Source organism: Campylobacter cuniculorum DSM 23162 = LMG 24588, from assembly GCF_002104335.1.
Lineage (GTDB): Bacteria > Campylobacterota > Campylobacteria > Campylobacterales > Campylobacteraceae > Campylobacter_D > Campylobacter_D cuniculorum.
Genome location: NZ_CP020867.1, coordinates 782,362 through 805,794 on the forward strand (window position 1 = coordinate 782,362; position 23,433 = coordinate 805,794).

The following is a 23,433-nucleotide window of genomic DNA, read 5'->3' on the forward strand; positions in this document are numbered from 1 at the left end:
TTGTATTTAAGAGATGAGGCTTTCTGTGATTTTAGCGATTTCTAATTCTTCATCTGTAGGAATGACAAAAATTTTTGTTTTAGAATTTTTTGTGCTGATTTCTTTTTCACCAGAAGAATTTTCTTCGTTTAATTGTTCATCAATTTCTATGCCAAGATGTTTGAGTTTTTCACAGGTCAATTTTCTTACTGCAGCAGCATTTTCTCCCACTCCAGCGGTAAAAATCAAGGCATCAGTATAAGGCAGAATCGCAAAATAAGAACCTATATATTTAGCCAAACGATAACAATACATTTCAAAAGCAAGTCTTGCGAGATTGTTTCCATTTTGAATTTCGCTGATAATATCCCTAAAATCATTGTATCCGCAAATTCCATACAAACCACTTTGCTTATTCATCATTGTATCGAGCTTATCCGGATTTAAATCCTTAGCCTTAGCAATAAAAGGTATGGTTGCAGGGTCTATATCTCCGCATCTTGTCCCCATTATAAGACCTTCTAATGGGGTAAATCCCATTGAAGTGTCAATGCTTTTTCCATTTTCAATGGCACAAACACTTGCTCCATTTCCAAGATGAGCACTGATGGCGTTGATTTCTTCGTTTTTTTTACCCATAAGTTTAGCAACTCTTTGACTGACATAAGAATGAGAAGTGCCATGAAAACCATATTTGCGGATATTGTATTCGGTATAATAATCATAGGGCAGGGCATACATATAAGCATAATCAGGTATGGTTTTATGAAAAGCTGTATCAAAGATTGTCGCATTGGGCACTTTTGGTGCAGCTTTCATCATCGTTTTAATCCCAGCTAGATGTGCAGGATTATGCAAAGGTGCAATGGAGCTTACTCTGTGGATTTCTTCAAGCACAAAATCATTAACCAAACAATGCTCTGTTAAATTTTTACCTCCATGGACAATGCGATGTCCGCAACCATCAAGCTCATTGAGGTCTTTTAAAATTCCAGATTCTTCAAAAAGCTCATTGACAAGCTTAAGTCCTTTTTCATGGTCGCCTATATGAGTATCGCGTCTCATTTTAGTTCCGGTTTTTAATATTTTAAGCTCAATTTTAGACTGATGATTGCCGATTTTTTCAACCAAACCACTACAAACAGCCTTTTGATTTTCAAAAAGTTTAAATTTAATTGACGATGAACCAGAATTTAAGACTAAAATTTTCATAATGTATCCTTATGCTTGTGCTTGAATGGCACTTAAAATAACCGTATCAACTATATCATTGATAGAACAACCGCGACTTAAATCATTGACAGGTTTTTTAAGCCCTTGTAAAATAGGTCCTATGGCTAGAGCATTAGCTGTTCTTTGCACAGCTTTATAGCAAATATTTGCAGAGTCTAGATTAGGAAAGATATAGATTGTCGCTTTTCCTGCAATTTTAGAATCTGGCATTTTTTTAGTTCCTGTTTTCATATCATAGGCACAATCAAATTGCATAGGTCCATCAATTTGAAGTTCGGGGTATTTTTCTTTAGCGATTTTTACAGCTTCATTTACAAGATCAACGCTTTCACCCTTGCCACTATCTCCGCTAGAATAAGAAAGCATAGCGATTCTTGTTTCAAGTCCAAAAGATTTTGCAGTTTGAGCACTGATATAAGCTGTTTCAGCGAGTTCTTTTGCGTTTGGATTAGGATTAACAGCACAATCCGCAAAGGCTAGAATTTTATCCTCAAGCCCCATAAAATATATCCCTGAAACGCAGCCTATGCCTTCTTTGGTTTTGATGAGTTGAAGAGCAGGGCGTATAGTTTGAGCTGTCGTTGTTGAAGCCCCGCTTACCATAGCATCTGCTTTTTGATTATAGACAAGTAAAGTGCCAAAATAAGTTCTATCCTTGACTAAATTTTGAGCTTCTTCTAAACTCATTCCTTTCGATTTTCTTGCTTCATAGAGTGAATTTGCAAATTCGGAACTCAAACTTGAATTTTGAGGATTTATGATTTTTGCATCATTTAAATTTAATCCTAAATTTTTAGCCCTTTGTTTGATTTCATTTTCATCACCAAGTAAAATCAATTTAACCAAAGCATTTTTAAGCAAAATATCACTTGCTTTTAAAATTCTCTCATCATCACTTTCAGGTAAAACCACGATTTTTTTATCTTTTTTTGCTTTTTCATTGAGTTCAAATTTAAAGCGATAGGTTGTTTTAAAATCGTAATTTTTAAGACTTAAAAGCTCTTTAAAATCAAAATTTTCATCGATTAAAGCATAAGGGCGTCCGTCTAAGCTTTGGTTTAGATAATTCTTAATCAATGCTTCGTTTTCTTTTTCATTTATCACAACAAGAGGAGTGTTTAAAATTTTAGCAAGTTTAACATTGCTTTCAAAACCATCTAAAATTCCAAGTTTGTGAAAACCTTCGACGAAAATAAAATCATATTGAGCCTTTAAATTTTCAAAATCTTGTATGATTTTATAAAAAAAGAAATTTGAATCTTCACTCAATTGTTTCAAAGCATTCTTAAGTGTAAAACTATAAGTGCTTTCCAAATTTTGTTTGATGTTAAAGTGCTTAAGATTTTTTTCTACCCTTAAAATAGCATTCTCACAGGCTACTGCACGATAAATTGCAATATTTTTGTAAGTTTTAACACATTCTTCTAAAAGCCTTGCACCGATTTTAGTGTCTGGCTCAACATTTTTTGATTGAATCAAATAAAAACTAGCCATAATAAATCCTTTAGAATTTTAAAAATTGGAACACTCTTTGCTTTTAAGTGTTTAATCGGAATTTATTTTAACGAATAAATAATAAATAAATAAATAATAAATGTAAAATTTTTATATAATGGAGGCAAAATGAAAAAAAAATTAATTTATGTGTTACCATTTGTATTTTTTGGTTGCAGTGCTGTGGTTGATCCACAAATTTCTATGAAACCGCCCGCTTATGTTGAAGAACTTGCACCTAAACAAAGTAACAATATAGAAAGTGCTCCGGGTTCGCTTTTTGGTAAGGGAGATAATCCTTTGTTTTCTGATAAAAAGGCTATGAATGTTAATGACCTTGTAACCGTTGTCATACAAGAAAACACAACGCAAAGCACTCAAGCTAATAAAGCTACAACGAGGACTAATACAGCTAATTTAGGCGGAGGAACTATCACGGGAAGCACAGGAGTGGTTTCAAGTGTGATTGATAAGGTGAATTCCTATTCTAATATAGGTTTTCAAACTAATAGCACAAATAATTATCAAGGCACAGGTACTCAAAGCAGAAATGAAAGTTTTAATACAACCATTTCTACAAGGGTGATTAAAATTTTATCAAATGGAAATTATTTTATCGAAGGTTCAAGGGAACTTTTAATCAACGGAGAAAAGCAGATTATTCAACTTAGTGGAGTCATTCGTCCCTATGATATAGGGCAAGATAATACCATAGATAGTCGCTATATCGCTGATGCAAAGATACTTTATAAAACTGAAGGTGAAGTCGATAGAAGCACTAGAAAGCCTTGGGGTAGCAAATTTATAGAGGCAATTTGGCCTTTCTAAACATAGAAATTTATAGGCTGGTTTTAATGAGACTAGCCTTAAATTGATTTTTAACAAATTTTTTAATTTTGCGATGAAACGAAATATTTTTGCTTAAAACGGGAAAATTTCTTAAACCTAACTTAGCATAGCTTACACAAAGGGTTTTATATTCTAAAATTCTCATTTAAATAACTTAAGGCACCCTCAATCCATTTTATATTTGAATTGATTTTGTATGTGATGAATTTTAGATTTAAAACAGAAAATTAGACTGATAAAACCTTGATTTTATTCAATGATTTTGTAATTTAGGGGTTAAAATCGTTAAAATTGCAGTGAGTGAAAACAATAAACTAAAAAGTAAATTTAAAACACATTTGAGTTAAAGGCTAAAGAAATGTTTTTCCATTTTTAATTCATTTTAATAGTGTTTAACACTCAAAAAATTTATATTTTTAAATTTCACATTAGCTTCACACATTTTATTTAAAATATCACTTAAAATTTTTAAAAGGATAAAACATGCAAAAATCTTTTATGACCGAACTTCCTTCAAAAGCAAATATGCTTAAAGGGCAAGGACTTAGTTTTTTCGAAGCTTATCGAAATTTAAAGAAAGAATACAAAACTTTTTTAAGTTTGAGGGAAAAATTTTTAGAATTTTTAGCTTTTTTGATGTTTGCTCTAACTCTTGTTTTGGGAATTGCAGTGTATTATATTTTCTTACAAATTGATTCTCATATGGGTGCATATATGGCCTTTGATTATGGAAATATCATTTTCTTTTTTGTGCTTTCTGTTTTAGTATTTTTGGGAATTTTATTTCTCATTCGTGAGAAAATTTATGATTTTTTTAGCTTCAATCAAACCCTACTTAAGACATATGATGAAAATTCTTTAAAATTTTATTTTAAATATATTTTCTTATCTCTCTTTGTCTTTTTAGTTATAAGTGTTGTGTTGATAGGATTTATCGCTTATCATTATGCTTTAGAAACAAATTCATCTTTAGGGTATTCTTTTTCTTTAATATTAATGGAAATTTTTGATTGATTTATAGATTTGCAAGATGGAAAAATTTCTTATTTTAAAAATCTTTCTTGTGAAGTTATATTAAATTTTTTAAAGAAGTTTTTGTTATTCTTACATATATAACAAGACTTCTTCAATGCTTCCATTAACTCCATTAATTTTTTATATTATTATACAGAACTTAAATTTATGTATTTTTAAGTTTTTAAAATTGTTACTAAAAGTATCAAAAAACAAAAAAAAAAAAAACAATTTTTATCTTTTATTAATTTTTCTTGACTTTATAATTTTTGTTTATATATTATTATTAAAATATATACTTAAAAAATTATGTAAAAGGATTTTATTATGCTAAAGAGAATATCTTTAAAGTTTAAAATAATTACTTTAATCATAGTTTGTTTTTTGTCTTTATTTACCACAGCTGCGTTGATTGGAATTAAAGCGAATATGATTAATGCAATGGTTTTTGAAAATACAAAAGAGAGTGTAACAGCAGAAAAAAAGACTCAACTCAAATTATCTGTTGATGCTATGGCGACTTCTTTAGGGAATTTAGTTGCTTCACTCGATGAAAAAGAGCAAATAAGAATCATTCAAAAAGCGATTGAAAATTTTTATTTTGAAGAGGATAAAAGTGGATATTTTTTCGCTTATAAAGGCACAATTAATATTGCTCATCCTATTAAAAAAACATTTATTGGTCAAGATTTAGCTCATATAAAAGATGATAATGGAGTGTATTATATCAAAGAACTTTACGCAGTTTCTAAAGATAATAGTAAGGAAGTAAAATTTGTCAATTATAATTTTTTAAAGCCAAATGGTAATTTTCAACCAAAAGAAACTCCAAAAATTGCCTATGCTGCAGCTATTCCAAATACAAATAATATGTGGATAGGAACGGGGGTTTATACAGACACTTTAGAAGAACATATTCGCAATATCTCTTCAAATATTGCAGATGAAATTGAAGATATTTTATATAATTCAATAGGACTTTGTATTTTTATTACAACAATGATTTTAATTGTTTTGCTCTGTATGTTTTATTTAGATATTATAAAATCTCTTAAAGTTGTGAGTTTAAATTTAAATTTATTTTTTGATTATCTGAGTCATAAAATTAATTCTATTAATCTTAAGCATCTTGATAAAGAAGATGAATTAGGAAAAATAAGCCTTATGATAGAGGATAATATAAAAAATGCACAATTAGGTCAAGAACAAGATAAAAAACTTGTTGAAAATTCTTTAGAGGTGTTAAATTATCTCAAACAAGGCTTTATATCTCAAAGAATAGACCAAAATGCTACAAATCCAAGACTCAATGAACTCAAAAATTCAGTCAATGAATGTCTTAATGTGCTTTCAAATCAAATTTGTAATGATATTAATGAGCTTAATAGGGTTTTTGATTCTTATATTAAACTCGATTTTACAACTCGTTTAAAAGATAGTGATGGTAAAATCGCATCAATAGCAAATTCTTTAGGAAATGAAATTTCAAAAATGCTTTCTAATTCTTCACAATTTGCACACTCTTTAAATATTACAAGCGATAAACTTAAACAAGTTGTGCAAGATTTAAATCATAGCTCACAAACGCAAGTTAATTCTTTAAAAAAGACAGCGACTTTAATGAATGCAAGTGCAAATGCTATGCAAGATGTTAATAATCGCTCTTCTGAAGTGATTCATCAAACAGAAGATATTAGGAGCATAGTTGGGGTGATTAAAGAAATTGCTGAACAAACTAACCTTTTGGCTCTCAATGCTGCCATTGAAGCGGCTCGTGCGGGAGAACATGGACGCGGTTTTGCTGTGGTGGCTGATGAGGTGAGAAAATTAGCCGAAAGAACGACGAGATCTTTGACTGAAATTGAAGCTAATATTAATTTATTGATTCAATCCATCAATGAAATTACAAAAATTATCTCTAATCAAACTTCAAATTTTATGAGTATCAATGAATCGGTTGGAGATTTAGAAAACACAATGCACGAAAATGTTAAGATAGCAAATTCTTCTCTTGAAGCTTCAAATGAGGTTTCAGAAATTGCAAAATTAATCCTTGATGATGCAAGTAAAAAGAAATTTTAACATTGAAAAAATTTGCGAAAACCTTAGTTTAGAGATTAAATTTCACTAAAGTTTTAGCAAATTACTTGAAAATAACATCTACTACAGATAACTCGGTGCGTCATTTGAAAACAAAATTAAATCCCCATTTTGAGTGTATTGAGCTAAAGTTTCTACAAGTTCTGCTTTATTTTTGAGGATAAGAGTTTGAATTTTAAGCTCGTTTTTGAAAATTTCAGCATTGATTGAAGCCGTAATGATAGCCAAATCAAAGCATTCATTGATGATTTTACAAAGTTTGATGTTCTCTTCTTCATTCACTTCAACAATGCCCGGAGTGACTAGAATTTTGCGTCCTTTATAATGCTTACAAAGTTCATAACTTGCACTCATACCCTTAAAATTCCCATTAAAACCATCATCAATGATAAATTTTGGTTCTTTGGAAATAAGCTCTAAACGATGCTCTACGGATTTGATTTGACTCATTTGCTTTTGAATTTTAGAATTCTCAACCCCTAAAAAACTTGCACAAAGCACACAGACACAAAGATTTTCCGCATTAAAAGCTCCTAAAATTTTACATTCAAAATCTTGCTCTTTTTCTTTTAAAAGCATTTGAAATTTCAAACCCTCAAGAGTAGAATGGACTTTTAAAAGCTTTTCATCATAAAGCTCTATGAATTCGTTTGATTTTTTTCCTGTGCTCGTGTGTAAAAAAGCCTTTTGCAATCTTTTAGAATTGAGGGCTTCTAATTTGGTATTTTTTATATTTTCTCTATTTTTAAAATACTCCAAATGAGCGTTTCCAATTTCACCGATGATGCAAATTTGAGGTTCTAAAAAACGCGTGATTTCTAAAATATCGCCTTTGTTTCTAGCCCCTGCTTCAGCAATATAAATTTGCGTATGAGCTACTAAATTTTCGTTAATGTCTTTGACAATTCCCATTAAGGTATTAACACTTCTTGGAGTTTTGTAGGTGATAAAATCATCTTTTAACAGCTCATAAAGAAAATTTTTAATGCTTGTTTTTCCAAAACTTGCTGTAATGAGTATGATTTTTAAGTTTTTATTAGAAAAAATTTTTGTTTTTGCTTTGCGTTTAAAATACCCAGCTTGTAAAATTTCATAAATTTTTAAGGCAAATAAAGCAAAAGGAAGGCTTAAAAAATTAAAAAGAAAACTGAATTTCCAAGAAAGTATAGAAAATAAAATGCTGAAGATAAAAACAAAAAGAAAAAAAATCTTAATTTTTGCAGTAAAAACAAGTTTTTTGTCAATTTTTTTGTTCCAAAAATATAAAAATGCTGTGTGAATAAAAATGAAATAAGGCAAAGAATACAAAGGAAAAATCAAAAATAAAAGATAAGGAATGGCTAAAAAATATAAATGCCATAAGGGCTTATGATAATGAAAAATAATGCGTTTAAATTTGTAAGAATACCATTGTAAGGCACTCATAAGATAAAAAGCAATGCAGAAATTAAAAATCAAAGCATTTAAAAAATACAATGAAGTTTTTATAAAATCAATAGTCATTCTCTTGCCTTAATTTTTCTAAAGTTTGTGCTATAAATTCTGCATTTTTAGGGGAGGTTAAAAAGAAAAAATGCTCCCCTTCGAGAGGATAAAATTCACTTTTTTCTATGAGTTTGTGAATTATTTCTCCGCTTTGTAAAGGGGTGGCTTTATCATCTTTACCCCAAAAAATTAAAGTTTTAGCCCTTTGATTTTTAAAAATCTCATTAAAATTTTCATCGACTACTTTTTTAAAAATTTCATACATTAAAGGCGAGAGTTTGGCTCCATCTTCACTTGCAAAATAACGATAAAATTTTCCAAAGCCTAAAAATTTAAGCATTTTAAACAGGCGAATTTTAAAGAGGACTTTCAAGGATTTTTTTACAATAATCCCCGCACTTGAAAGTAAAATTAAAATTGCTTTATCATCACAGAGTAGAGTGCTTACCTTGCCACCAAAGGAATGTCCCATAAAAAAATGGACCTTAAAATTCTTAGCTTTTAAAAATTCTTTAATCACTTGTGCATAATCCTTAGTTTCTAAAAGATCTTCAACGCTTGAATTTCCAAAGCCGGGTAAATCCACATAAATTTGATAAAAATTTGTTAAATGCTTTTCAAAAGCTTGTTTCATCAATTCTTTATGAGCTCCCCAGCCGTGTAAAATAAGGATTTGAGGATTTGCATCAATGCCTAAAAGTTCATAAGAAATTTTATAAATTTTTCCTTTATAGCTGATTTTTGCTAGAGCCATTTTTAAGCCTTTTGATTGTTGTAAATATTTTCCAAAAGTTCTACGGCATTTTGCAAACGTTCAAATTCCTCTACGCTAAGTATTACAGCTTCGAATTTATTGTTTTTCAAAACGACAATTTTTTCAGACTCATTTTTTTTGAGCCTATCAATAATCGCACTAAAATTTCTTACCACTTCCGTTGCAGTGTAAATTTCATTTTGTTTAAAAGAAAGCATAAAAATCCTAGAATACACAAAATTTTATGTAAAATTAATCATATTTTATCTTAAAAAAGTTATAATTTTCCTTTTTGTCCATTTATAGAATGTAAAAAACTATAAGTGATAGAAATTTTTTTCTCATTTTTTACATCTTTGCTTAATTTGTTGATGATTTGATTAAAATCCTTAAAGAGATAATGAGCCAAAGAACCCGGATTTGGATTGATTTCATTGAGATAAACCTCTTCATCTAAAATAAAAAAATCACAACGAATCAAAGCACCTTTAAATAAAGGATTATAAATTTTTTTAAAATTTTCTTTAAGTTTTTCTTTTAAATCTTCGCTTAAATTCGCTTCGGTAAGTTGATTGTGCCGTGAAAAACTAAGATATTTTTGCTCAAAATCTAAAAAATCTTTTTTTTGAGGCTCTTCTATAATAGAAAAGATGAATTCATCTTCAATCATACAACCCGCTAGATTGTATTCTTTGATATTGTTTTTAAATTCTTCAATCAAAAGATCTTCATCAAATTCAAAGCCTATATCTTTAGCGTATGCGAGTTCTTTTAAATCTTTAACCACGCTAATTCCTATGCTGCTGCCTAATCTTGCTGGTTTTAAAATGCAAGGAAAATTTGGTATAAAATCTTTATTTTCATAGCTTCTAAGCATAGTATAGGGCAAAGTTTTCACTCCTATACTTTGAGCATAAAGTTTTGTCCATTCTTTGTTAAAAGAAAGCACACTTGCTTCGAGTCTAGGTCCTATGAATTTCACCCCATAAAATTCAAATAAAGCGGCGATTTTTCCATCTTCTCCATCGCGTCCATGTATGAGATTGATGATGCAATCACATTCAAGTTTGTTTTCACTTAAAAAACTCTTAAAATAAAATCCACCTTGCTTAAGATAAAGCTTTTTTTCCTTTTTAAAGGCTTGTGAGCTGAAAGTTTTAGCATTGAGTTTTATGCTTGGAATTGCGTAAAATTCTCTATTTTCATCGCAAAATATAAAACTCAAATCAGCTTTTAAAATTTTTTTTAAGACCACAGCACTCACTATGCTGATTTCGTGTTCGTAAGAATTTCCACCAAAGAGTATAGCGTATTTCATTATGATAACCTTTAAGCAAGTTTTTGAAGAGCTTCTTTGACGAGTTCGCTCGTGCTTGAGCTTTTGCAAGTACTTAAAACATTTAAAATTTTATCCTGCTTAAAACCTAAAGAAAGTAAAGCTGCTAAAGCCTCGCTTTTATCATCGCTGATACTATCAAGCTGCATTTTTGCGTCGCTAAGCTCTATAATAATACGTTTAGCACTTTTTGCTCCTATGCCCGGCACCTTTTTTAAAGCATTTTCATCGCCTTGATTTAAGGCTTTGTAAAAAGAACTTGTATCTAAGCTTGAACAAACCGCCATAGCTGTTGTAGCACCCACGCCATTAACTTTTAAAAGCATTTCAAAAATTCTTTGCTCGTCTTTATCTAAAAAACCATAGAATTTATTAGAATCTTCTTTGAGAATTTGAGTGATTAAAAGTTCAATTTTTTGCCCTTTTTCAAGTTTTGTTGCACTAAAAAGAGAGATAAAAATTCCATAACTTACTCCACTAGCACATTTAAGCACGACAAAGGTGGGTTCTTTTTTTGTGATTATTCCTTCGATTGCGACAACCACTGCGTATCCTTTTCGTCATAATTTGGTTTTTTATCAATTTCTATAATTTCTTCATTATTTTGTATATCTTTTTTAAGCCCGATAAATTTTATATCCTCATCTTTAGAGCTTGAGTAAAAAAGCTCTTTTTTCGGTTCAATTAAAGTAAAACGCACTTCATTCATATTTGTCCATTTTCCACTTTTATTGATAAATTTTGCTTCCAAAAGGATTTGTTGAAGTTCTAAGAGCTTTTTATGTATCGCATTTTCTTCATCCAAAAGTTCTTTTCTTTTATTTTGTAATTTTGTTAATTGTTGGTTGTGAAGATTGTATTCTCGTATGATTTTTTCATATTGAAGCGGAATGTTTTTTTGGGAATTTTTAAGTTCGCTCACTTTTTTTTCTATGGCAACGACCCCGCTTTTACTAGAAATAATGTGCTGTTTGATGATATGAATTTTTTTGCTGATATTAAACTCTTCATTTTTAAGAGCCATCAATTTTTTATCATAATCTTCATCCAAGATTCTGATTTTAGCACAAAATTTATTATTATCCCCCTCGATATTTTGAATGATTGCATTTTCATAAAAGATTAAAAAATTATTGCTTGTTACATTTTCTATATAGATTTTATCTGCTTCTATATTGCCTCCTAAGCTTTTTTTAATCTTTACAACTTTAGCTTTGATTGTGCCATTTTCAAGAAGGTCAATGTCAATATTTTCTCCTTCTATATAGCCTCGATGGGTTTTGATATAAGCATTTTTAGCATAAATTTTTGATTTTGAATTTGTCATACCTTCAATTCTTAAATTTGTAGCTTTAAGGTCTGTATTTCCTGCAACACTTCCAGAAATATTTAACTCTTCGCATTCTATACCAACTCCAGAATTAACAGCATCTTGCATATCGGATAAAAATTTAATATTAATCTTAACATTTTTATCAAGCCCCGCACGAATGACACCTATGCTTTTAAAATCCACACTCCCATTGAATTCAAGAACATTTGAAATATCGTATTTATCGGCATTTTCAACGATAAAACCTTTTTTAAGTGCTATATAATTTGTGCCGTTTTCATTTTCTACAGCTTTAAAAGCATCTGTGCAAGAAAAATTAAATTTATGTTCTTTAGGTTCTAAAGCTTCTAAAATATGCAGGTTTAAATCCTTTCCCTCTTTCCCTTTTTTAGCCTTAAGATGTGTGAAAACGAGTTCATTTTCATCGACGGAAATGATTCCTGATCTTTTTTCATCTAAAGTATAATTTTTAGCCTTATCTTTATAATTAAAAATCAAGGCTTCATTTTGAGTTGCAATAGGTTCAACACCTCTTGCAACAACAAGCTGCACAGGTTTTTTTAAGGCATTAGTTTTATGCTGGGTTACTAGAGAAATGAGTTCTTTTTTAAAATCAAAAATTCGAATTCCTATAAGAAATTTTAATTTAAGCATTTTTTTATAGATATTTTGCAAAAGTTCTAGAGCAAGTTTGTCATGGTATTTTAATTTATTAAACTCAATTTGAGCGACAATTTTTGTTAAAGTTTTATTTGCTACAAGTTTGATTGCATTAAAACTTGTATTTATGTTTGCATTGTGAAAAATTTCAATTTTGTATTCTTGTTTGATTTGTAAATTTTCTTTTAAGAAATTTTCATCCTCATCAAATAAATTCAAATCTTTTTCACTGATTTTATTCCATTCTGAATCACTATTGAAACGATATTGAGTTGAAAAAGAGAGTAAATTAAAATCAAGTTCATTAATGTTGATATTTGTTCTTTGAGCAACACTCAATAATTCTTGATAAGGATTTTGGGTATAAGATATAATTTTTTCTTCTAACAAAACTCTCTCCGCAGTTAAATTTTAAGACATTATAGTCAAATTTTAATCAAATTTAGTTAAAATAAGACATAAATTTTATAATGAATTATCTTTTAATGAAAAGTTTAGTGTTTAAAAATTTTATTATCAATGCCTTAGGAATTTTATTTTCTAGAATTTTAGGTTTAGCAAGAGATGTTTTAATCGCCCTTTTTTTAGGGGCGGGGCTTTATAGCGATATATTTTTTGTTGCTTTAAAAATGCCTGCTTTTTTTAGGAGAATTTTTGCTGAAGGTGCTTTTGGGCAATCTTTTTTGCCTAATTTTGTCAAAGCAAGAAAAAAGGGTGCTTTTTGTGTGAGTGTTTTATTGCAATTTGGCTTTGTAGTCTTTTTATTTTGTATGTTTGTAAGTTTTTTTGCTTCTTTTTTTACAAAAATTTTTGCCTTTGGCTTTGATGAGAAAACCATAGCTTTAGCCTCTCCTTTGGTGGCGATTAATTTTTGGTATTTATTTTTTATTTTTATTGTAACCTTTCTTGGAGCGATTTTAAATTATAAGCAAAAATTTTTTATCACTTCTTTTTCGGCAGCTTTGTTCAATCTAGCCATAGTGATTGCAGCCTTTTTTGTGGATAAAAACACGCCTCAAACCACTCTTTATTATTTTTCTTATGCAACGGTTTTAAGTGGAGTGGCACAGCTTATTTTGCATATTTTAGTGCTTTGGAGAAATCCTGTGATTAAAGCCATGACTCTTTCTATAAAATTAAAAAGATTTAGAGTTAAACTCAAATCTTTTTATCATAATTTTTTCCACGGGGTTTTGGGTTCAAGTGCTACGCAATTGAGCTCACTTTTAGATACAAGCATTGCAAGTTTTTTAATCACCGGAAGCATTTCTTATCTTTATTATGCTAATCGTGTCTTTCAACTCCCTTTGGCTCTATTTGCCATAGCTTTAACGCAAGTTAGTTTTCCTAAAATTTTAAAACATCTTAAAAGCAATCAAGAAAATTTGGCTTTAAATTTTATGCGTAAAGCCTTAGGAGTTTTAGCGATATTCTTGCTCCTTGCAATGATTATTGGAATGGTATTTTCTGTTGAAATTTCACAGCTTTTATTTCAAAGAGGAAATTTCACAAAAGAAGATACCTTAATCACAGCTTATGTTTTAATCGCTTATCTTGTCGGACTCTTGCCTTTTGGTCTGCAAAAACTTCTCTCCCTTTGGCTCTATGCAAAATTCAAGCAAAAAATCGCCGCTTCAATTGCGTTTAAATCCTTAATCCTAAGTGCTTTTTGTTCCATTGCTTTAATCTTTGTCATTGAGGATGAAAATTTAAAAGTTTTAGCCGTTGCTCTATCGAGTTCTTTAAGTGCTTTTTATCTGCTTTTTGCTAATATTAAAGAATTTGGTTTGAGACGTTTTTTTGACCTAATTTCTTGGAAATTGAGTGTTTTAACGTGTTTGTTTTTAAGTCTTTTTGGAATTTTATTGTTTGAATTTAAAGGACTGATGATTGGTATTTTAATAGAAATTTTTATAAAAATTAAAGGAATATTTTAATGAAACTTTTAGATAGTATTTTAAAAGAAAAAATCAAACTTGAAAAAACACAGCTTAATATTTATCTTTGCGGACCCACAGTTTATGATGATGCCCATTTAGGACATGCAAGAAGTAGCGTTTGTTTTGACCTTTTAAGACGCACTTTAAAGGCTCTAGGATACAAAGTTAAATTTGCTAGAAATTACACAGATATTGATGATAAAATTCTTAAAAAAATGCAAGAAAGTGGCAAGAATTTAGAGGAACTTAGTGAATTTTATATTTTAAATTATGAAAAAGATATGGAGGCTTTAAATGTTTTAGATCCTGATTTTAAACCTCGAGCCACGCATTATATTAAAGAAATGTTAATCTTAATCACAAAGCTTTACAATCAAGGCTTTGCTTATATTTTAGAAGATGGAATTTATTTTGATACAAGCAAAGATAAAGAATATTTGAGTCTTTCAAAAAGAACTTTAGAGCAAAATCAAAGCCGCTTAGAGAATTTTGCAAACAAAAAAAATGAGAGCGATTTTGTGCTGTGGAAATTTGATGAAAATTTTTATGAAAGCGAATTTGGCAAGGGAAGACCGGGTTGGCATACAGAATGCGTTGCGATGATTGAAGCTTTGTTTAAGAATCAATGTGATATCCACGCGGGGGGAGCTGATCTTTTATTTCCTCATCATGAAAATGAAGCTTCTCAATGCCGTTGTGCAAATCATTATCGCTTGGCTAAAATTTGGCTTCATAATGGTTTTGTGAATATCAATGGTGAAAAAATGAGTAAAAGTTTAAATAATAGTTTTTTTGTAAAAGATGCTTTAAAAGAAGTGAGCGGAGAGCATTTAAGATTTTATCTTTTAAGTGTGCATTATAGGGCTAATTTTAATTATTCTTTAGAAGATTTAAGGGCTTGTAAGAAAAGACTTGATAAATTTTATCGTCTTAAAAAGCGGCTTGTTATGGGAGAAATTAGGGATTTTAATCAGCAAAATATAAGTTTTCAAAGTGAAATTGCAAAAGAAATTTTGGAAATTTTAAGTGATGATTTAAACATTTCTAAAGCCTTAGCTGTGCTTGATGAATTTATCATCAATGCGAATTTAAAACTTGACGCACAGACTAAAAATAAGTTTTTAAAACAAGAGCTTAAGCAAGGACTCTGTGAGCTTTCGCAAATTTTTGGTTTTGGTTTTTTAGATGAAAATTTATATTTTCAATGGGGGATTAGTGAGGAGCAAAAGGCTATGATTGAGGAGAAAATTCAAGCAAGATATAAGGCTAAAAAGAATAAAGATTTCAAACAAGCCGATGCGATTCGCAATGATTTAGCTGAACTTGGAATTTCACTTTTAGATACCCCAAATGGGACGCTCTGGGAGTGTATAAATTAATGAATTTAAGAGAAGTTTTAATCCGCTTTAAGCCCTTTTATATCAAATATTGGAAGCATTTTTTCATTGCAATCATCGGTATGATTTTAGCAAGTGTTGGGACGGCTGGAAGTTTTTCTGCCATCAAGCCTATTATTGATAAAATTTTTATTGAAAAAAATGAAACTATGCTTTATATAGTGCCTTTTTTTCTTGTTTTTGCGTATTTGTTAAAAAATTGCGGAATGTATTTGCAAACTTATTATGTTTCTTATATTGGGACAAATATACTAAGAACTTTACGCTCTCTTGTCTTAGAAAATCTTTTGCGTTTGGATATATTATTTTTTAAAAAACACAGAAGCGGAGAGCTTATTAGTCGTTGCACTAATGATATTAACGCTCTTCAAATGATTGTTTCAAGTATCATTCCTGATTTTTTAAGAGAATTTTTTACAGCTTTGGGGCTCTTAATTGTGGTGATTTATCATAGTCCAAAACTTTCTTTTTTTGCTTTAATTGTGTTGCCATTAGTTGTTTTTCCTTTGATATGGTTTGCAAGAAAACTTAAAAAATATGCAAAAAGAGGACAGGAAAAAAACGCAGATTTACTCTCACGTTTGAGTGAAATTTTTTCTAATATTGAGCTGGTTAAAGCAAACAATACAGAAAAAAAAGAAAAGGCAAAATTTGATGTTGAAAATAGTGAGCTTTGTAAAATTCAGCTCAAAAACACTCGCGTCGATGCACTCATAAGCCCTTTAATAGAAATTTTTGGTTCTTTTGGAGTTGCGATAGTGATTATTATTGGGGGAAAAGAAGTGATACAAGGTGTTATGACTCCGGGAGATTTTTTCACCTTTGTTTCAGCCCTTTTTGCCATCTATAATCCTTTAAAAAGAATGACTTCTTTATATGGTAAATTGCAAATTGCAGTGGTAGCGAGTGAGAGGACTTTTTATTTGCTGGATTTAAAACCACAAATTCAAGGGGGTGCAAAGGAGCTTGAAAATATCAATCACTTAGAATTCAAACAAGTAAAATTTGCTTATGATGAGCATAAAGAGGTTTTAAAAGGCATTGATTTTGCTTTTAAAAAGGGTGAAATTTTAGCCTTTGTTGGTCCAAGCGGAGGGGGAAAAACTTCGATTATTGGACTGATTTTACATTTTTTTCAAAAAAAATCAGGGCAGATTTTAATCAATGGTGAAGAACTTGATAATTTTTCTTTAGAATCTTTACGCTCTAAAATCGCTTTGGTGACTCAAGATATTTATATTTTTAATGATACCATTGCACAAAATATCGCTTATAGTGGGGAAATTGATGAAGAAAAAATCATAGAGGTTTTAAAACTTGCAAATGCTTATGATTTTGTGATGCAAATGGGTGGAATTCATACAGAAATTTTTGAACACGGAAAAAATTTAAGCGGAGGGCAAAAACAAAGGATAGCTATTGCAAGAGCCTTGTATAAAAAGCCTGATTTGCTTATCTTTGATGAATCCACTTCAGCACTTGATAATGCAAGTGAGAGGGCTATCGTCCAAACCATAGAAAAACTTAAAAAAGAACATTTGATTTTAATGATAGCCCATCGTTTAAGCACGATTGAAAATGCGGATAAAATTGCCTTGCTTGATGAAGGAAAGATTGTTGCCATAGGAAGTGATGAGGAGCTTATGAGATTTTCTTCTGTTTATCAGAATTTTAAAAATCAAAAAGACAAAGCCGAACTTTAGTTAATTTTAGTTAAAATGTCTGTAAAAAAAGGAAAAAAGATGACTTATGATTTGATAAAACCTTTGCTTTTTAGACTTGAAGCTGAAAAGGCTCATTGTTTGGTTGAATTTTCTTTAAGGACTTTAAATATACTTTTACCGGGTGCTTTAAGCTTTTTAGCCCATCGATATATTGTCAATGATGAGAGTTTAAAGCAAAATTTACTAGGACTTCAATTTTATAATCCCATAGGTCTTGCAGGAGGTTTTGATAAAAATGCGACAATGATTAAGCCATTGAGTGCTTTAGGTTTTGGTTTTTTGGAATTTGGAACCTTTACACCAAAGGCTCAAAAGGGTAATGAAAAGCCTAGATTGTTTCGTTTAAGCCGACAAGAAAGTCTGCAAAATGCTATGGGTTTTAATAATCAAGGCAGTGATAAAATCACTTCAAGACTCTCTCAAATTTATCCTTTTGTCTTGCCTTTAGGTGCAAATATCGGTAAAAACGCCTTGAGTGAAGAGGCTTTAGAGGATTATCTTTATTTGTTAAGAAATTTTAAGGATTTGTGTGATTATTTTACTATCAATATTTCTTCACCAAATACTAAAAATTTAAGGGATTTGCAAAATGCAGAATTTTTAAGTACTTTGCTTGAAGAAGCCTTAAAAATTACTTCAAAGCCGATTTTGATTAAAATTGCACCCGATATGAAAATCAAATATGCTTTAGAGCTTTGCGAAAATGCTATAAACAAAGGTGCTAAAGGTTTTATCATCGCAAATACAAGCACGGATTATTCTTTGCTTGATAATCAACGCACTTTTGGGGGGATTAGCGGTAAGCTTATCACTCAAAAAAATGGAATCTTTTTTGAAAAACTTGCTAAGGAGCTTTTTGGAAAAGCGATTTTGATTGCAAGTGGAGGGGTTGATAGTGCTGAAATTGCGTATGAACGTATTAAAAAGGGTGCTAATTTGGTTCAAATTTACACAGCCCTTGTTTTTAAAGGTCCATCTTTGATTAAAACTATCAATGAAAAATTAAGCCTTTTACTCAAAGAAGATGGTTTTGTAAATATTTGTGAAGCAGTGGGAGCGGATTTAAAATGATACATTATGAAAAAACAATTCTTAAAAACAAACTCGAGGTTTATAGCTTTGCTGTCAATAAAAACAGCAAGGTCATTAGCGTAGATATTTTTTATAAGGTCGGTTCAAGAAATGAAACTATGGGAAAAAGCGGGATAGCTCATATGCTTGAACATCTTAATTTCAAAAGCACAAAAAACCTTAGGGCAGGTGAATTTGATGAGATTGTCAAGGGCTTTGGAGGAGTGGATAATGCAAGTACCGGTTTTGATTATACGCATTATTATATCAAATGTGCTCAGCAGCATTTAGATAAAGCTTTGGGGCTTTTTGCTGAACTTATGAGTCATTTGAGCCTAAAAGATGAGGAATTTCAACCTGAAAGAAAGGTTGTTTTAGAAGAAAGACGATGGAGAACTGATAACAATCCTTTAGGATATTTATATTTTAGACTTTTTAATCACGCTTTTATCCACCACCCCTATCATTGGACTCCGATTGGTTTTTTAAAGGATATTGAAAATTGGAGCATTGAGGACATTAAAGATTTTCATCAAACCTTTTATCAACCTAAAAATGCCATTTTAGTTGTGAGCGGGGACATTGAGAGTGAAGAAGTTTTTGAGTGTGCAAAAAAGCATTTTGAAAAGATTAAAAACCGCAAATCCATTCCAAAAATTCACACTAAAGAGCCTAAACAAGATGGGGCAAAGAGAGTGGAGCTTAAAAAAAATTCGGACACCGAACTTTTAGCTTTAGCCTTTAAAATTCCAAATTATAAACACAAGGATATTCCAGCTCTTAATGTTTTAGCCGAGCTTTTAGGAAATGGAAAAAGCTCTTTAATCAGCGAAATTTTAGTCGATAAACTCAATCTTGTCAATGATTATTATTCTTTTGTCAATGATAGCATTGATGAAAATTTATTTATTTTTATCTGCAATTGCAATCCTCAAATCAAGGCTGAAATGGTCGAAAAAGAATTGCTTAAAATTTTAACCTCTCTCAAGCAAGGTAAAATTTCAAACAAAGCCTTGCAAAAAGTGAAAAATAATATAAAAAGTGATTTTATTTTTTCTCTAAATACCGCAAGTGCTGTTTCTAATACCTATGGTTCTTTCCTTGCAAGAGGAGATTTAAAACCGCTTTTAAATTATGAAAAAGATACGCAGAATTTGCAAATTAAAGATTTAATAAGATGTGCAAATGAATATTTTGTGAAAGAAAATTCCACAACTATAATTTTAAGAAAGGATTAAGATATGGATAAGAATGTCATTATCGGTGCTATGACAGCACTTATAACCCCTTTTAAGAATGGCAAACTTGACGAGCAAACTTATATCAAGCTCATTCAAAGACAAATTGCCCATGGTATTGATGCGGTTATTCCTGTCGGAACAACGGGTGAAAGTGCAACTTTAACGCATAATGAACATAAAACTTGCATAGAACTTGCCGTGCAAACTTGTAAAAATACAAAGGTTAAGGTTTTAGCAGGAGCTGGGAGCAATGCAACTCATGAGGCAGAGGATTTAGCAAAATTTGCACAAGAGCAAGGAGCTGATGGAATTTTAAGCGTAACGCCTTATTACAACAAACCCACTCAAACAGGACTTTTTGAACATTATAAGGCTATTGCAAAGAGTGTGGATATTCCGGTGCTTTTGTATAATGTTCCGAGCAGGACAGCTTGTGAAATTGCTACAAATACAGCAATTAAGCTTTTTAGGGAGTGTGAAAATATTTATGGGATTAAAGAAGCGAGTGGAAGTATAGATAAATGTGTGGATTTACTTGCAAATGAGCCTAGAATGATTGTCATTAGCGGAGATGATGCGATTAATTATCCTATACTTTCAAATGGTGGCAAGGGCGTTATTTCTGTAACTTCAAATTTATTGCCCGATAAAATCAGCCTTTTAACGCATCAAGCTATGGAAGAAAATTTTAAAGAGGCGAAAAAAATCAATGACGCACTTTATCAAATCAATAAAATTTTATTTTGTGAAAGCAATCCAATCCCTATAAAAACAGCAATGTATATCGCAGGACTCATTGAAAAATTAGAATTAAGGCTTCCGCTTTGTCCTCCAAGTAAAGAAAATTTTGATAAAATTGAACAAACAATGAAAAAATATGAAATAAAAGGATTTTAATGAAGAGTGAATTTCAAGGAAAAACTTTAGTCATTAGTGGCGGGACTCGTGGTATAGGAAAGGCTATTGTTTATGAATTTGCTAAAGAGGGTGTGAATATAGCTTTTACTTATAATTCTAATGAAAATTTGGCTAAAGAAATTGTCGAGGATTTAGAAAACAAATACCAAATTAAAGCAAGGGCTTATGAATTTAATATCTTAGAACCAGAAACCTACAAAGAGCTTTTTGAAAAAATTGATAGGGATTTTGAACGTATAGATTATTTTATTTCTAATGCGATTATTTCGGGAAGAGCTGTCGTGGGCGGTTATACTAAATTTATGAAATTAAAACCTAAGGGCATTAATAATATCTTTACCGCAACCGTCAATGCTTTTGTCGTAGGGGCTCAAGAAGCTGCAAAAAGAATGGAGAGGATAGGGGGTGGAAGTATTATTTCTATCTCATCAACAGGAAATTTAGTCTATATAGAAAATTATGCAGGACATGGCACGGCAAAAGCAGCCGTTGAAACTATGGTAAGATATGCGGCTACCGAGCTTGGTGAAAAAAATATACGCGTTAATGTTGTCAGCGGAGGCCCTATTGAAACTGATGCTTTAAGAGCTTTTACAAATTATGAAATGGTTAAAAATGCTACAATCGAGCTTAGTCCTTTAAATCGTATGGGACAGCCCGAAGATTTAGCTGGTGCTTGTCTTTTTCTGTGTTCTTCAAAGGCTGGTTGGGTAACAGGACATAGTTTTATCATTGATGGTGGAACAACTTTTAAGTAAAATTGCGAAAGAAAATTTTGAATAAAATGTATTTTAAGGTAAATGATAATTTATATTTTTAAAAGAAGTGATAAAATCGCGTTTATTTGAGTTTAAAAATTTATTTTTGTAAAAAATGCTTAGTGTAAATTTTAGGAAAAATAAGAGTTTTTTATTAAAAATTTGAAAAATTGCTGTGTTTTGCAAAAAGCGATTTTATCAAGATTTTTTAACTAATTTTATTTGGAGTAATTCAGTCTAAATTTAAACTTTTAAAACAAAAAATTAAGCAAAAAGGGGATTGTAAATTTTTATTGATTGTTTGCAAAATAGTCTTTTAATTATAAAATTTAAGAATAAATGAATTTTTCATTTTACTTTTAAAGATATTATAAAGTAATTTTTTATTTCAAAATTAAATCTTATTTTTTTAAGAAGTGATTTAAAATATCCCCCTAAGGGGCTTCTCAAATCTTTTTCTTTGTGTTAAAATACAAAAAAATTCTTAAGAAAAGGAGAAAAAATGGCGTGTTTTACAGCGGCTATTGCAGAACTTGCTGTTGTGGCGGTGATTAAAAAAAGAGTGGAGAAGAAAGAAAAACTTATGGGCGTTAAAGAAGGTAAAATTGCTTTAAGTGTAAAACTTTCTTGGCTCATGAATTTGCTTTGGGGTGGAATTTTTTTACTCGCAATCGAACATATTTGGCACGGAGAAATCGTTCCTTGGTTTCCTTTCTTAACTGCTATGCAAAATCCTCAAGATACAAAGATGATGTTAGAAGAAATTCTAACTATAGGCGGTTGTATTGATTTATTTATCCCTTTTGTATGGTTTATAGCTTGTGTTTTCATAGATAAAATGACATTCCATAAAGGCTTAAAATGTGCCTAATACTTACCTGCTTTGCGGCTGTGGCAGCTTCTATTTTATGGTATTTTAAAGATGAGAAAAATCTTTATAAACTCGGCACACTTGCTCTTATGTATTGGGGAGCTTGTTTGATGTGGTTTGTGGATTGTTTTTTTGCTTTGATGCAAGAGGAGGCTTTTTTGGATTTAAGTCTTAATGATACCTTACTTGGAATTTTAATCATACTTTGTGGTGTGTTAATGTGGTTTGCAATTCTCATCTATAATGATCCCAGAAAGGTTTTAAATCACAAAAAAAATTTCGCTTAAATCAAACTTCAAGGTCAATCATACCTTGAGGTTTAAAATTCATTCAAGTTTGAGTTTCCAGCCTAAAATTGCACATAAGAGTGAAAATGCAAGAATGAGATTAAAATACAATTCCCCAAATCCCACAAGACTTATAGAACTTGTGCTGTATAAAAATCCTCCCATAGCACTATACATACAAATAAGGCTTAAACTTCCACTTTCAGCCATTTTTTTACAGGGACAAATTCTATAAATTTTTTTTTCATTTAAAGAAGGATTTTTTCCGCTTTTTTTTCTTAGCATTAATCCTAAAAACGAAAAGGCATTTAAAAAAATCAAATAATAAAGCAAAAATTTATTTAAACTCAATCAACTTCCTTAAAAATATCTCAACCAACTCGGCAAGTGTTTTTGCTCTTCTTTTAAAGAAGTTTCTCCGCCATGTCCGGGAAAAAGACGATAATCTTCTTTATAAGTCATAATTTTTTCTAAACTTTGTTTCATTAAATTCGCATCTGAATAAGGCAAATCCCATCTTCCTATGCTTTTAAAAAATAAAAAATCCCCGCTAAACATTAAATTTTCACCTACAAATTCTATCATCGTACAACCGGGTGTATGTCCGGGAAGAAAATGAAATTTAAATTTCAATCCAAAAAGCTCGATTTCATTTTCATTATCAATTAAAAAATCCGCCTTATGTTTTTCAAAACCTTGATTATATGGGTCTTGAAGGAAAAATTCATCATTTTTATGGATATAAATAGGAATATTAAATTCACTTCTAATTTTAGCATTATCCCATACATGATCAAAATGTCCATGAGTGTTGAGTATGGCTAAGGGTTTTTTAACATGAAGTTTGACAAAATCGTAAGCATTCACACCCGGATCTATGATAAATTCACCTTTATGTGTATTTAAAATATAACAATTTGTTTCATACGCCCCGCAAGCTTGTTTTAAAATTTGCATTTATATCCTTAAATTTTTTCGTTATTATATAT

At 30.5% G+C, this 23,433-nt stretch carries 22 protein-coding genes and 1 pseudogene; 13 read left to right on the forward strand and 10 right to left on the reverse strand.

All coding sequences use genetic code 11. The features are described from left to right. Nucleotides 1-6 precede the first annotated feature (6 nt). Both CCUN_RS03955 and pta read right to left on the reverse strand, forming a co-directional pair. Nucleotides 7-1,191, reverse strand: coding sequence for an acetate kinase (locus tag CCUN_RS03955; RefSeq protein ID WP_027306143.1), 1,185 nt, complete (start codon nt 1,189-1,191; stop codon nt 7-9). Between the two features lie 9 nt (nt 1,192-1,200). Then, nucleotides 1,201-2,706 (reverse strand): phosphate acetyltransferase, encoded by a 1,506-nt coding sequence (gene pta, locus CCUN_RS03960; RefSeq protein ID WP_027306142.1) that lies wholly within the window; start codon nt 2,704-2,706, stop codon nt 1,201-1,203. A 129-nt stretch (nt 2,707-2,835) separates the two neighbouring features. Between pta and flgH the strand changes: the two genes are divergently transcribed. The 4 genes and pseudogenes from flgH to CCUN_RS10265 all read left to right on the forward strand — a co-directional run bounded on the left by flgH (nt 2,836) and on the right by CCUN_RS10265 (nt 6,651). Continuing rightward, nucleotides 2,836-3,534, forward strand: coding sequence for a flagellar basal body L-ring protein FlgH (gene flgH / locus CCUN_RS03965; protein WP_027306141.1), 699 nt, complete (start codon nt 2,836-2,838; stop codon nt 3,532-3,534). A 504-nt stretch (nt 3,535-4,038) separates the two neighbouring features. Beyond that, nucleotides 4,039-4,569 (forward strand): hypothetical protein, encoded by a 531-nt coding sequence (locus tag CCUN_RS03970; RefSeq protein WP_027306140.1) that lies wholly within the window; start codon nt 4,039-4,041, stop codon nt 4,567-4,569. A gap of 441 nt (nt 4,570-5,010) precedes the next feature. Beyond that, nucleotides 5,011-5,553 (forward strand): annotated as a pseudogene (locus CCUN_RS10260) (cache domain-containing protein); the annotation flags it as partial. Nucleotides 5,554-6,210: 657 nt separating this feature from the next. Next, nucleotides 6,211-6,651, forward strand: a complete 441-nt coding sequence (locus tag CCUN_RS10265) for a methyl-accepting chemotaxis protein (RefSeq protein ID WP_415270580.1) — start codon at nt 6,211-6,213, stop codon at nt 6,649-6,651. A gap of 81 nt (nt 6,652-6,732) precedes the next feature. Here CCUN_RS10265 and CCUN_RS03980 read toward each other — a convergent pair whose 3' ends face one another. Genes CCUN_RS03980 through CCUN_RS04005 form a run of 6 tightly spaced genes read right to left on the reverse strand, consistent with a single transcriptional unit; the run spans nt 6,733 to nt 12,627 of the window. After that, nucleotides 6,733-8,172, reverse strand: coding sequence for a Mur ligase family protein (locus tag CCUN_RS03980; protein WP_035175947.1), 1,440 nt, complete (start codon nt 8,170-8,172; stop codon nt 6,733-6,735). Continuing rightward, nucleotides 8,162-8,908: an alpha/beta fold hydrolase gene (locus CCUN_RS03985; RefSeq protein ID WP_027306137.1), complete on the reverse strand. Its 747-nt coding sequence runs from the start codon at nt 8,906-8,908 to the stop codon at nt 8,162-8,164. The genes CCUN_RS03980 and CCUN_RS03985 overlap by 11 nt, the downstream gene beginning before the upstream one ends. A 2-nt stretch (nt 8,909-8,910) precedes the next feature. Further along, nucleotides 8,911-9,126 carry a type II toxin-antitoxin system Phd/YefM family antitoxin gene (locus CCUN_RS03990; protein ID WP_027306136.1) on the reverse strand — a complete coding sequence of 72 codons (216 nt, stop codon included), beginning with the start codon at nt 9,124-9,126 and terminating at the stop codon, nt 8,911-8,913. Nucleotides 9,127-9,185: 59 nt separating this feature from the next. Beyond that, nucleotides 9,186-10,226, reverse strand: a complete 1,041-nt coding sequence (locus CCUN_RS03995) for a D-alanine--D-alanine ligase (RefSeq protein WP_027306135.1) — start codon at nt 10,224-10,226, stop codon at nt 9,186-9,188. An 11-nt stretch (nt 10,227-10,237) separates the two neighbouring features. Beyond that, a complete protein-coding gene (gene ruvA / locus CCUN_RS04000; RefSeq protein WP_027306134.1) occupies nt 10,238-10,789 on the reverse strand; it encodes a Holliday junction branch migration protein RuvA in 552 nt (183 codons plus the stop codon). After that, entirely contained in the window at nt 10,765-12,627 is a 1,863-nt protein-coding gene (locus CCUN_RS04005) for a flagellar assembly protein A (RefSeq protein WP_027306133.1), read from the reverse strand. The genes ruvA and CCUN_RS04005 overlap by 25 nt, the downstream gene beginning before the upstream one ends. A gap of 95 nt (nt 12,628-12,722) precedes the next feature. Here CCUN_RS04005 and murJ point away from each other — a divergent pair, with 95 nt between their 5' ends. The 9 genes from murJ to CCUN_RS04050 all read left to right on the forward strand — a co-directional run bounded on the left by murJ (nt 12,723) and on the right by CCUN_RS04050 (nt 22,444). After that, nucleotides 12,723-14,174 carry a murein biosynthesis integral membrane protein MurJ gene (gene murJ, locus CCUN_RS04010; RefSeq protein ID WP_027306132.1) on the forward strand — a complete coding sequence of 484 codons (1,452 nt, stop codon included), beginning with the start codon at nt 12,723-12,725 and terminating at the stop codon, nt 14,172-14,174. Beyond that, nucleotides 14,174-15,556 carry a cysteine--tRNA ligase gene (gene cysS, locus CCUN_RS04015; RefSeq protein ID WP_027306131.1) on the forward strand — a complete coding sequence of 461 codons (1,383 nt, stop codon included), beginning with the start codon at nt 14,174-14,176 and terminating at the stop codon, nt 15,554-15,556. The genes murJ and cysS overlap by 1 nt, the downstream gene beginning before the upstream one ends. After that, nucleotides 15,544-17,277: an ABC transporter ATP-binding protein gene (locus tag CCUN_RS04020; protein ID WP_027306130.1), complete on the forward strand. Its 1,734-nt coding sequence runs from the start codon at nt 15,544-15,546 to the stop codon at nt 17,275-17,277. Before cysS ends, CCUN_RS04020 begins: the two co-directional genes overlap by 13 nt. 39 nt (nt 17,278-17,316) lie before the next feature. Continuing rightward, nucleotides 17,317-18,369, forward strand: a complete 1,053-nt coding sequence (locus CCUN_RS04025) for a quinone-dependent dihydroorotate dehydrogenase (RefSeq protein ID WP_027306129.1) — start codon at nt 17,317-17,319, stop codon at nt 18,367-18,369. Then, the gene (locus CCUN_RS04030) at nt 18,366-19,607 is read left to right on the forward strand and encodes a M16 family metallopeptidase (RefSeq protein ID WP_027306128.1); all 1,242 of its coding nucleotides are present in this window, start codon (nt 18,366-18,368) and stop codon (nt 19,605-19,607) included. The genes CCUN_RS04025 and CCUN_RS04030 overlap by 4 nt, the downstream gene beginning before the upstream one ends. 3 nt (nt 19,608-19,610) lie before the next feature. Continuing rightward, the gene (gene dapA / locus CCUN_RS04035) at nt 19,611-20,507 is read left to right on the forward strand and encodes a 4-hydroxy-tetrahydrodipicolinate synthase (protein ID WP_027306127.1); all 897 of its coding nucleotides are present in this window, start codon (nt 19,611-19,613) and stop codon (nt 20,505-20,507) included. Next, on the forward strand, nt 20,507-21,286 hold the full coding sequence (locus CCUN_RS04040; protein ID WP_085296636.1) for an enoyl-ACP reductase: 780 nt from the start codon (nt 20,507-20,509) through the stop codon (nt 21,284-21,286). Before dapA ends, CCUN_RS04040 begins: the two co-directional genes overlap by 1 nt. A gap of 502 nt (nt 21,287-21,788) precedes the next feature. Next, nucleotides 21,789-22,157, forward strand: a complete 369-nt coding sequence (locus CCUN_RS04045) for a hypothetical protein (protein WP_035175946.1) — start codon at nt 21,789-21,791, stop codon at nt 22,155-22,157. Further along, the gene (locus tag CCUN_RS04050) at nt 22,148-22,444 is read left to right on the forward strand and encodes a hypothetical protein (protein WP_027306125.1); all 297 of its coding nucleotides are present in this window, start codon (nt 22,148-22,150) and stop codon (nt 22,442-22,444) included. The genes CCUN_RS04045 and CCUN_RS04050 overlap by 10 nt, the downstream gene beginning before the upstream one ends. Nucleotides 22,445-22,483: 39 nt before the next feature. On the opposite strand, the gene CCUN_RS04055 is transcribed toward CCUN_RS04050, so the two are convergent. Beyond that, nucleotides 22,484-22,795: a hypothetical protein gene (locus tag CCUN_RS04055; RefSeq protein ID WP_027306124.1), complete on the reverse strand. Its 312-nt coding sequence runs from the start codon at nt 22,793-22,795 to the stop codon at nt 22,484-22,486. Between the two features lie 9 nt (nt 22,796-22,804). Beyond that, entirely contained in the window at nt 22,805-23,401 is a 597-nt protein-coding gene (locus CCUN_RS04060) for an MBL fold metallo-hydrolase (protein ID WP_027306123.1), read from the reverse strand. Nucleotides 23,402-23,433: the final 32 nt, after the last annotated feature.

What these genes read in the sequence shown, in the direction of transcription:
- CCUN_RS03955 (WP_027306143.1), bottom strand. Translation starts at nt 1,191, where the DNA reads ATGAAAATTTTAGTCTTAAATTCTGGTTCATCGTCAATTAAATTTAAA.
- pta (WP_027306142.1), bottom strand. Translation starts at nt 2,706, where the DNA reads ATGGCTAGTTTTTATTTGATTCAATCAAAAAATGTTGAGCCAGACACT.
- flgH (WP_027306141.1), top strand. Translation starts at nt 2,836, where the DNA reads ATGAAAAAAAAATTAATTTATGTGTTACCATTTGTATTTTTTGGTTGC.
- CCUN_RS03970 (WP_027306140.1), top strand. Translation starts at nt 4,039, where the DNA reads ATGCAAAAATCTTTTATGACCGAACTTCCTTCAAAAGCAAATATGCTT.
- CCUN_RS10265 (WP_415270580.1), top strand. Translation starts at nt 6,211, where the DNA reads ATGCAAGATGTTAATAATCGCTCTTCTGAAGTGATTCATCAAACAGAA.
- CCUN_RS03980 (WP_035175947.1), bottom strand. Translation starts at nt 8,172, where the DNA reads ATGACTATTGATTTTATAAAAACTTCATTGTATTTTTTAAATGCTTTG.
- CCUN_RS03985 (WP_027306137.1), bottom strand. Translation starts at nt 8,908, where the DNA reads ATGGCTCTAGCAAAAATCAGCTATAAAGGAAAAATTTATAAAATTTCT.
- CCUN_RS03990 (WP_027306136.1), bottom strand. Translation starts at nt 9,126, where the DNA reads ATGCTTTCTTTTAAACAAAATGAAATTTACACTGCAACGGAAGTGGTA.
- CCUN_RS03995 (WP_027306135.1), bottom strand. Translation starts at nt 10,226, where the DNA reads ATGAAATACGCTATACTCTTTGGTGGAAATTCTTACGAACACGAAATC.
- murJ (WP_027306132.1), top strand. Translation starts at nt 12,723, where the DNA reads ATGAAAAGTTTAGTGTTTAAAAATTTTATTATCAATGCCTTAGGAATT.
- cysS (WP_027306131.1), top strand. Translation starts at nt 14,174, where the DNA reads ATGAAACTTTTAGATAGTATTTTAAAAGAAAAAATCAAACTTGAAAAA.
- CCUN_RS04025 (WP_027306129.1), top strand. Translation starts at nt 17,317, where the DNA reads ATGACTTATGATTTGATAAAACCTTTGCTTTTTAGACTTGAAGCTGAA.
- CCUN_RS04030 (WP_027306128.1), top strand. Translation starts at nt 18,366, where the DNA reads ATGATACATTATGAAAAAACAATTCTTAAAAACAAACTCGAGGTTTAT.
- dapA (WP_027306127.1), top strand. Translation starts at nt 19,611, where the DNA reads ATGGATAAGAATGTCATTATCGGTGCTATGACAGCACTTATAACCCCT.
- CCUN_RS04040 (WP_085296636.1), top strand. Translation starts at nt 20,507, where the DNA reads ATGAAGAGTGAATTTCAAGGAAAAACTTTAGTCATTAGTGGCGGGACT.
- CCUN_RS04045 (WP_035175946.1), top strand. Translation starts at nt 21,789, where the DNA reads ATGGCGTGTTTTACAGCGGCTATTGCAGAACTTGCTGTTGTGGCGGTG.
- CCUN_RS04050 (WP_027306125.1), top strand. Translation starts at nt 22,148, where the DNA reads ATGTGCCTAATACTTACCTGCTTTGCGGCTGTGGCAGCTTCTATTTTA.
- CCUN_RS04060 (WP_027306123.1), bottom strand. Translation starts at nt 23,401, where the DNA reads ATGCAAATTTTAAAACAAGCTTGCGGGGCGTATGAAACAAATTGTTAT.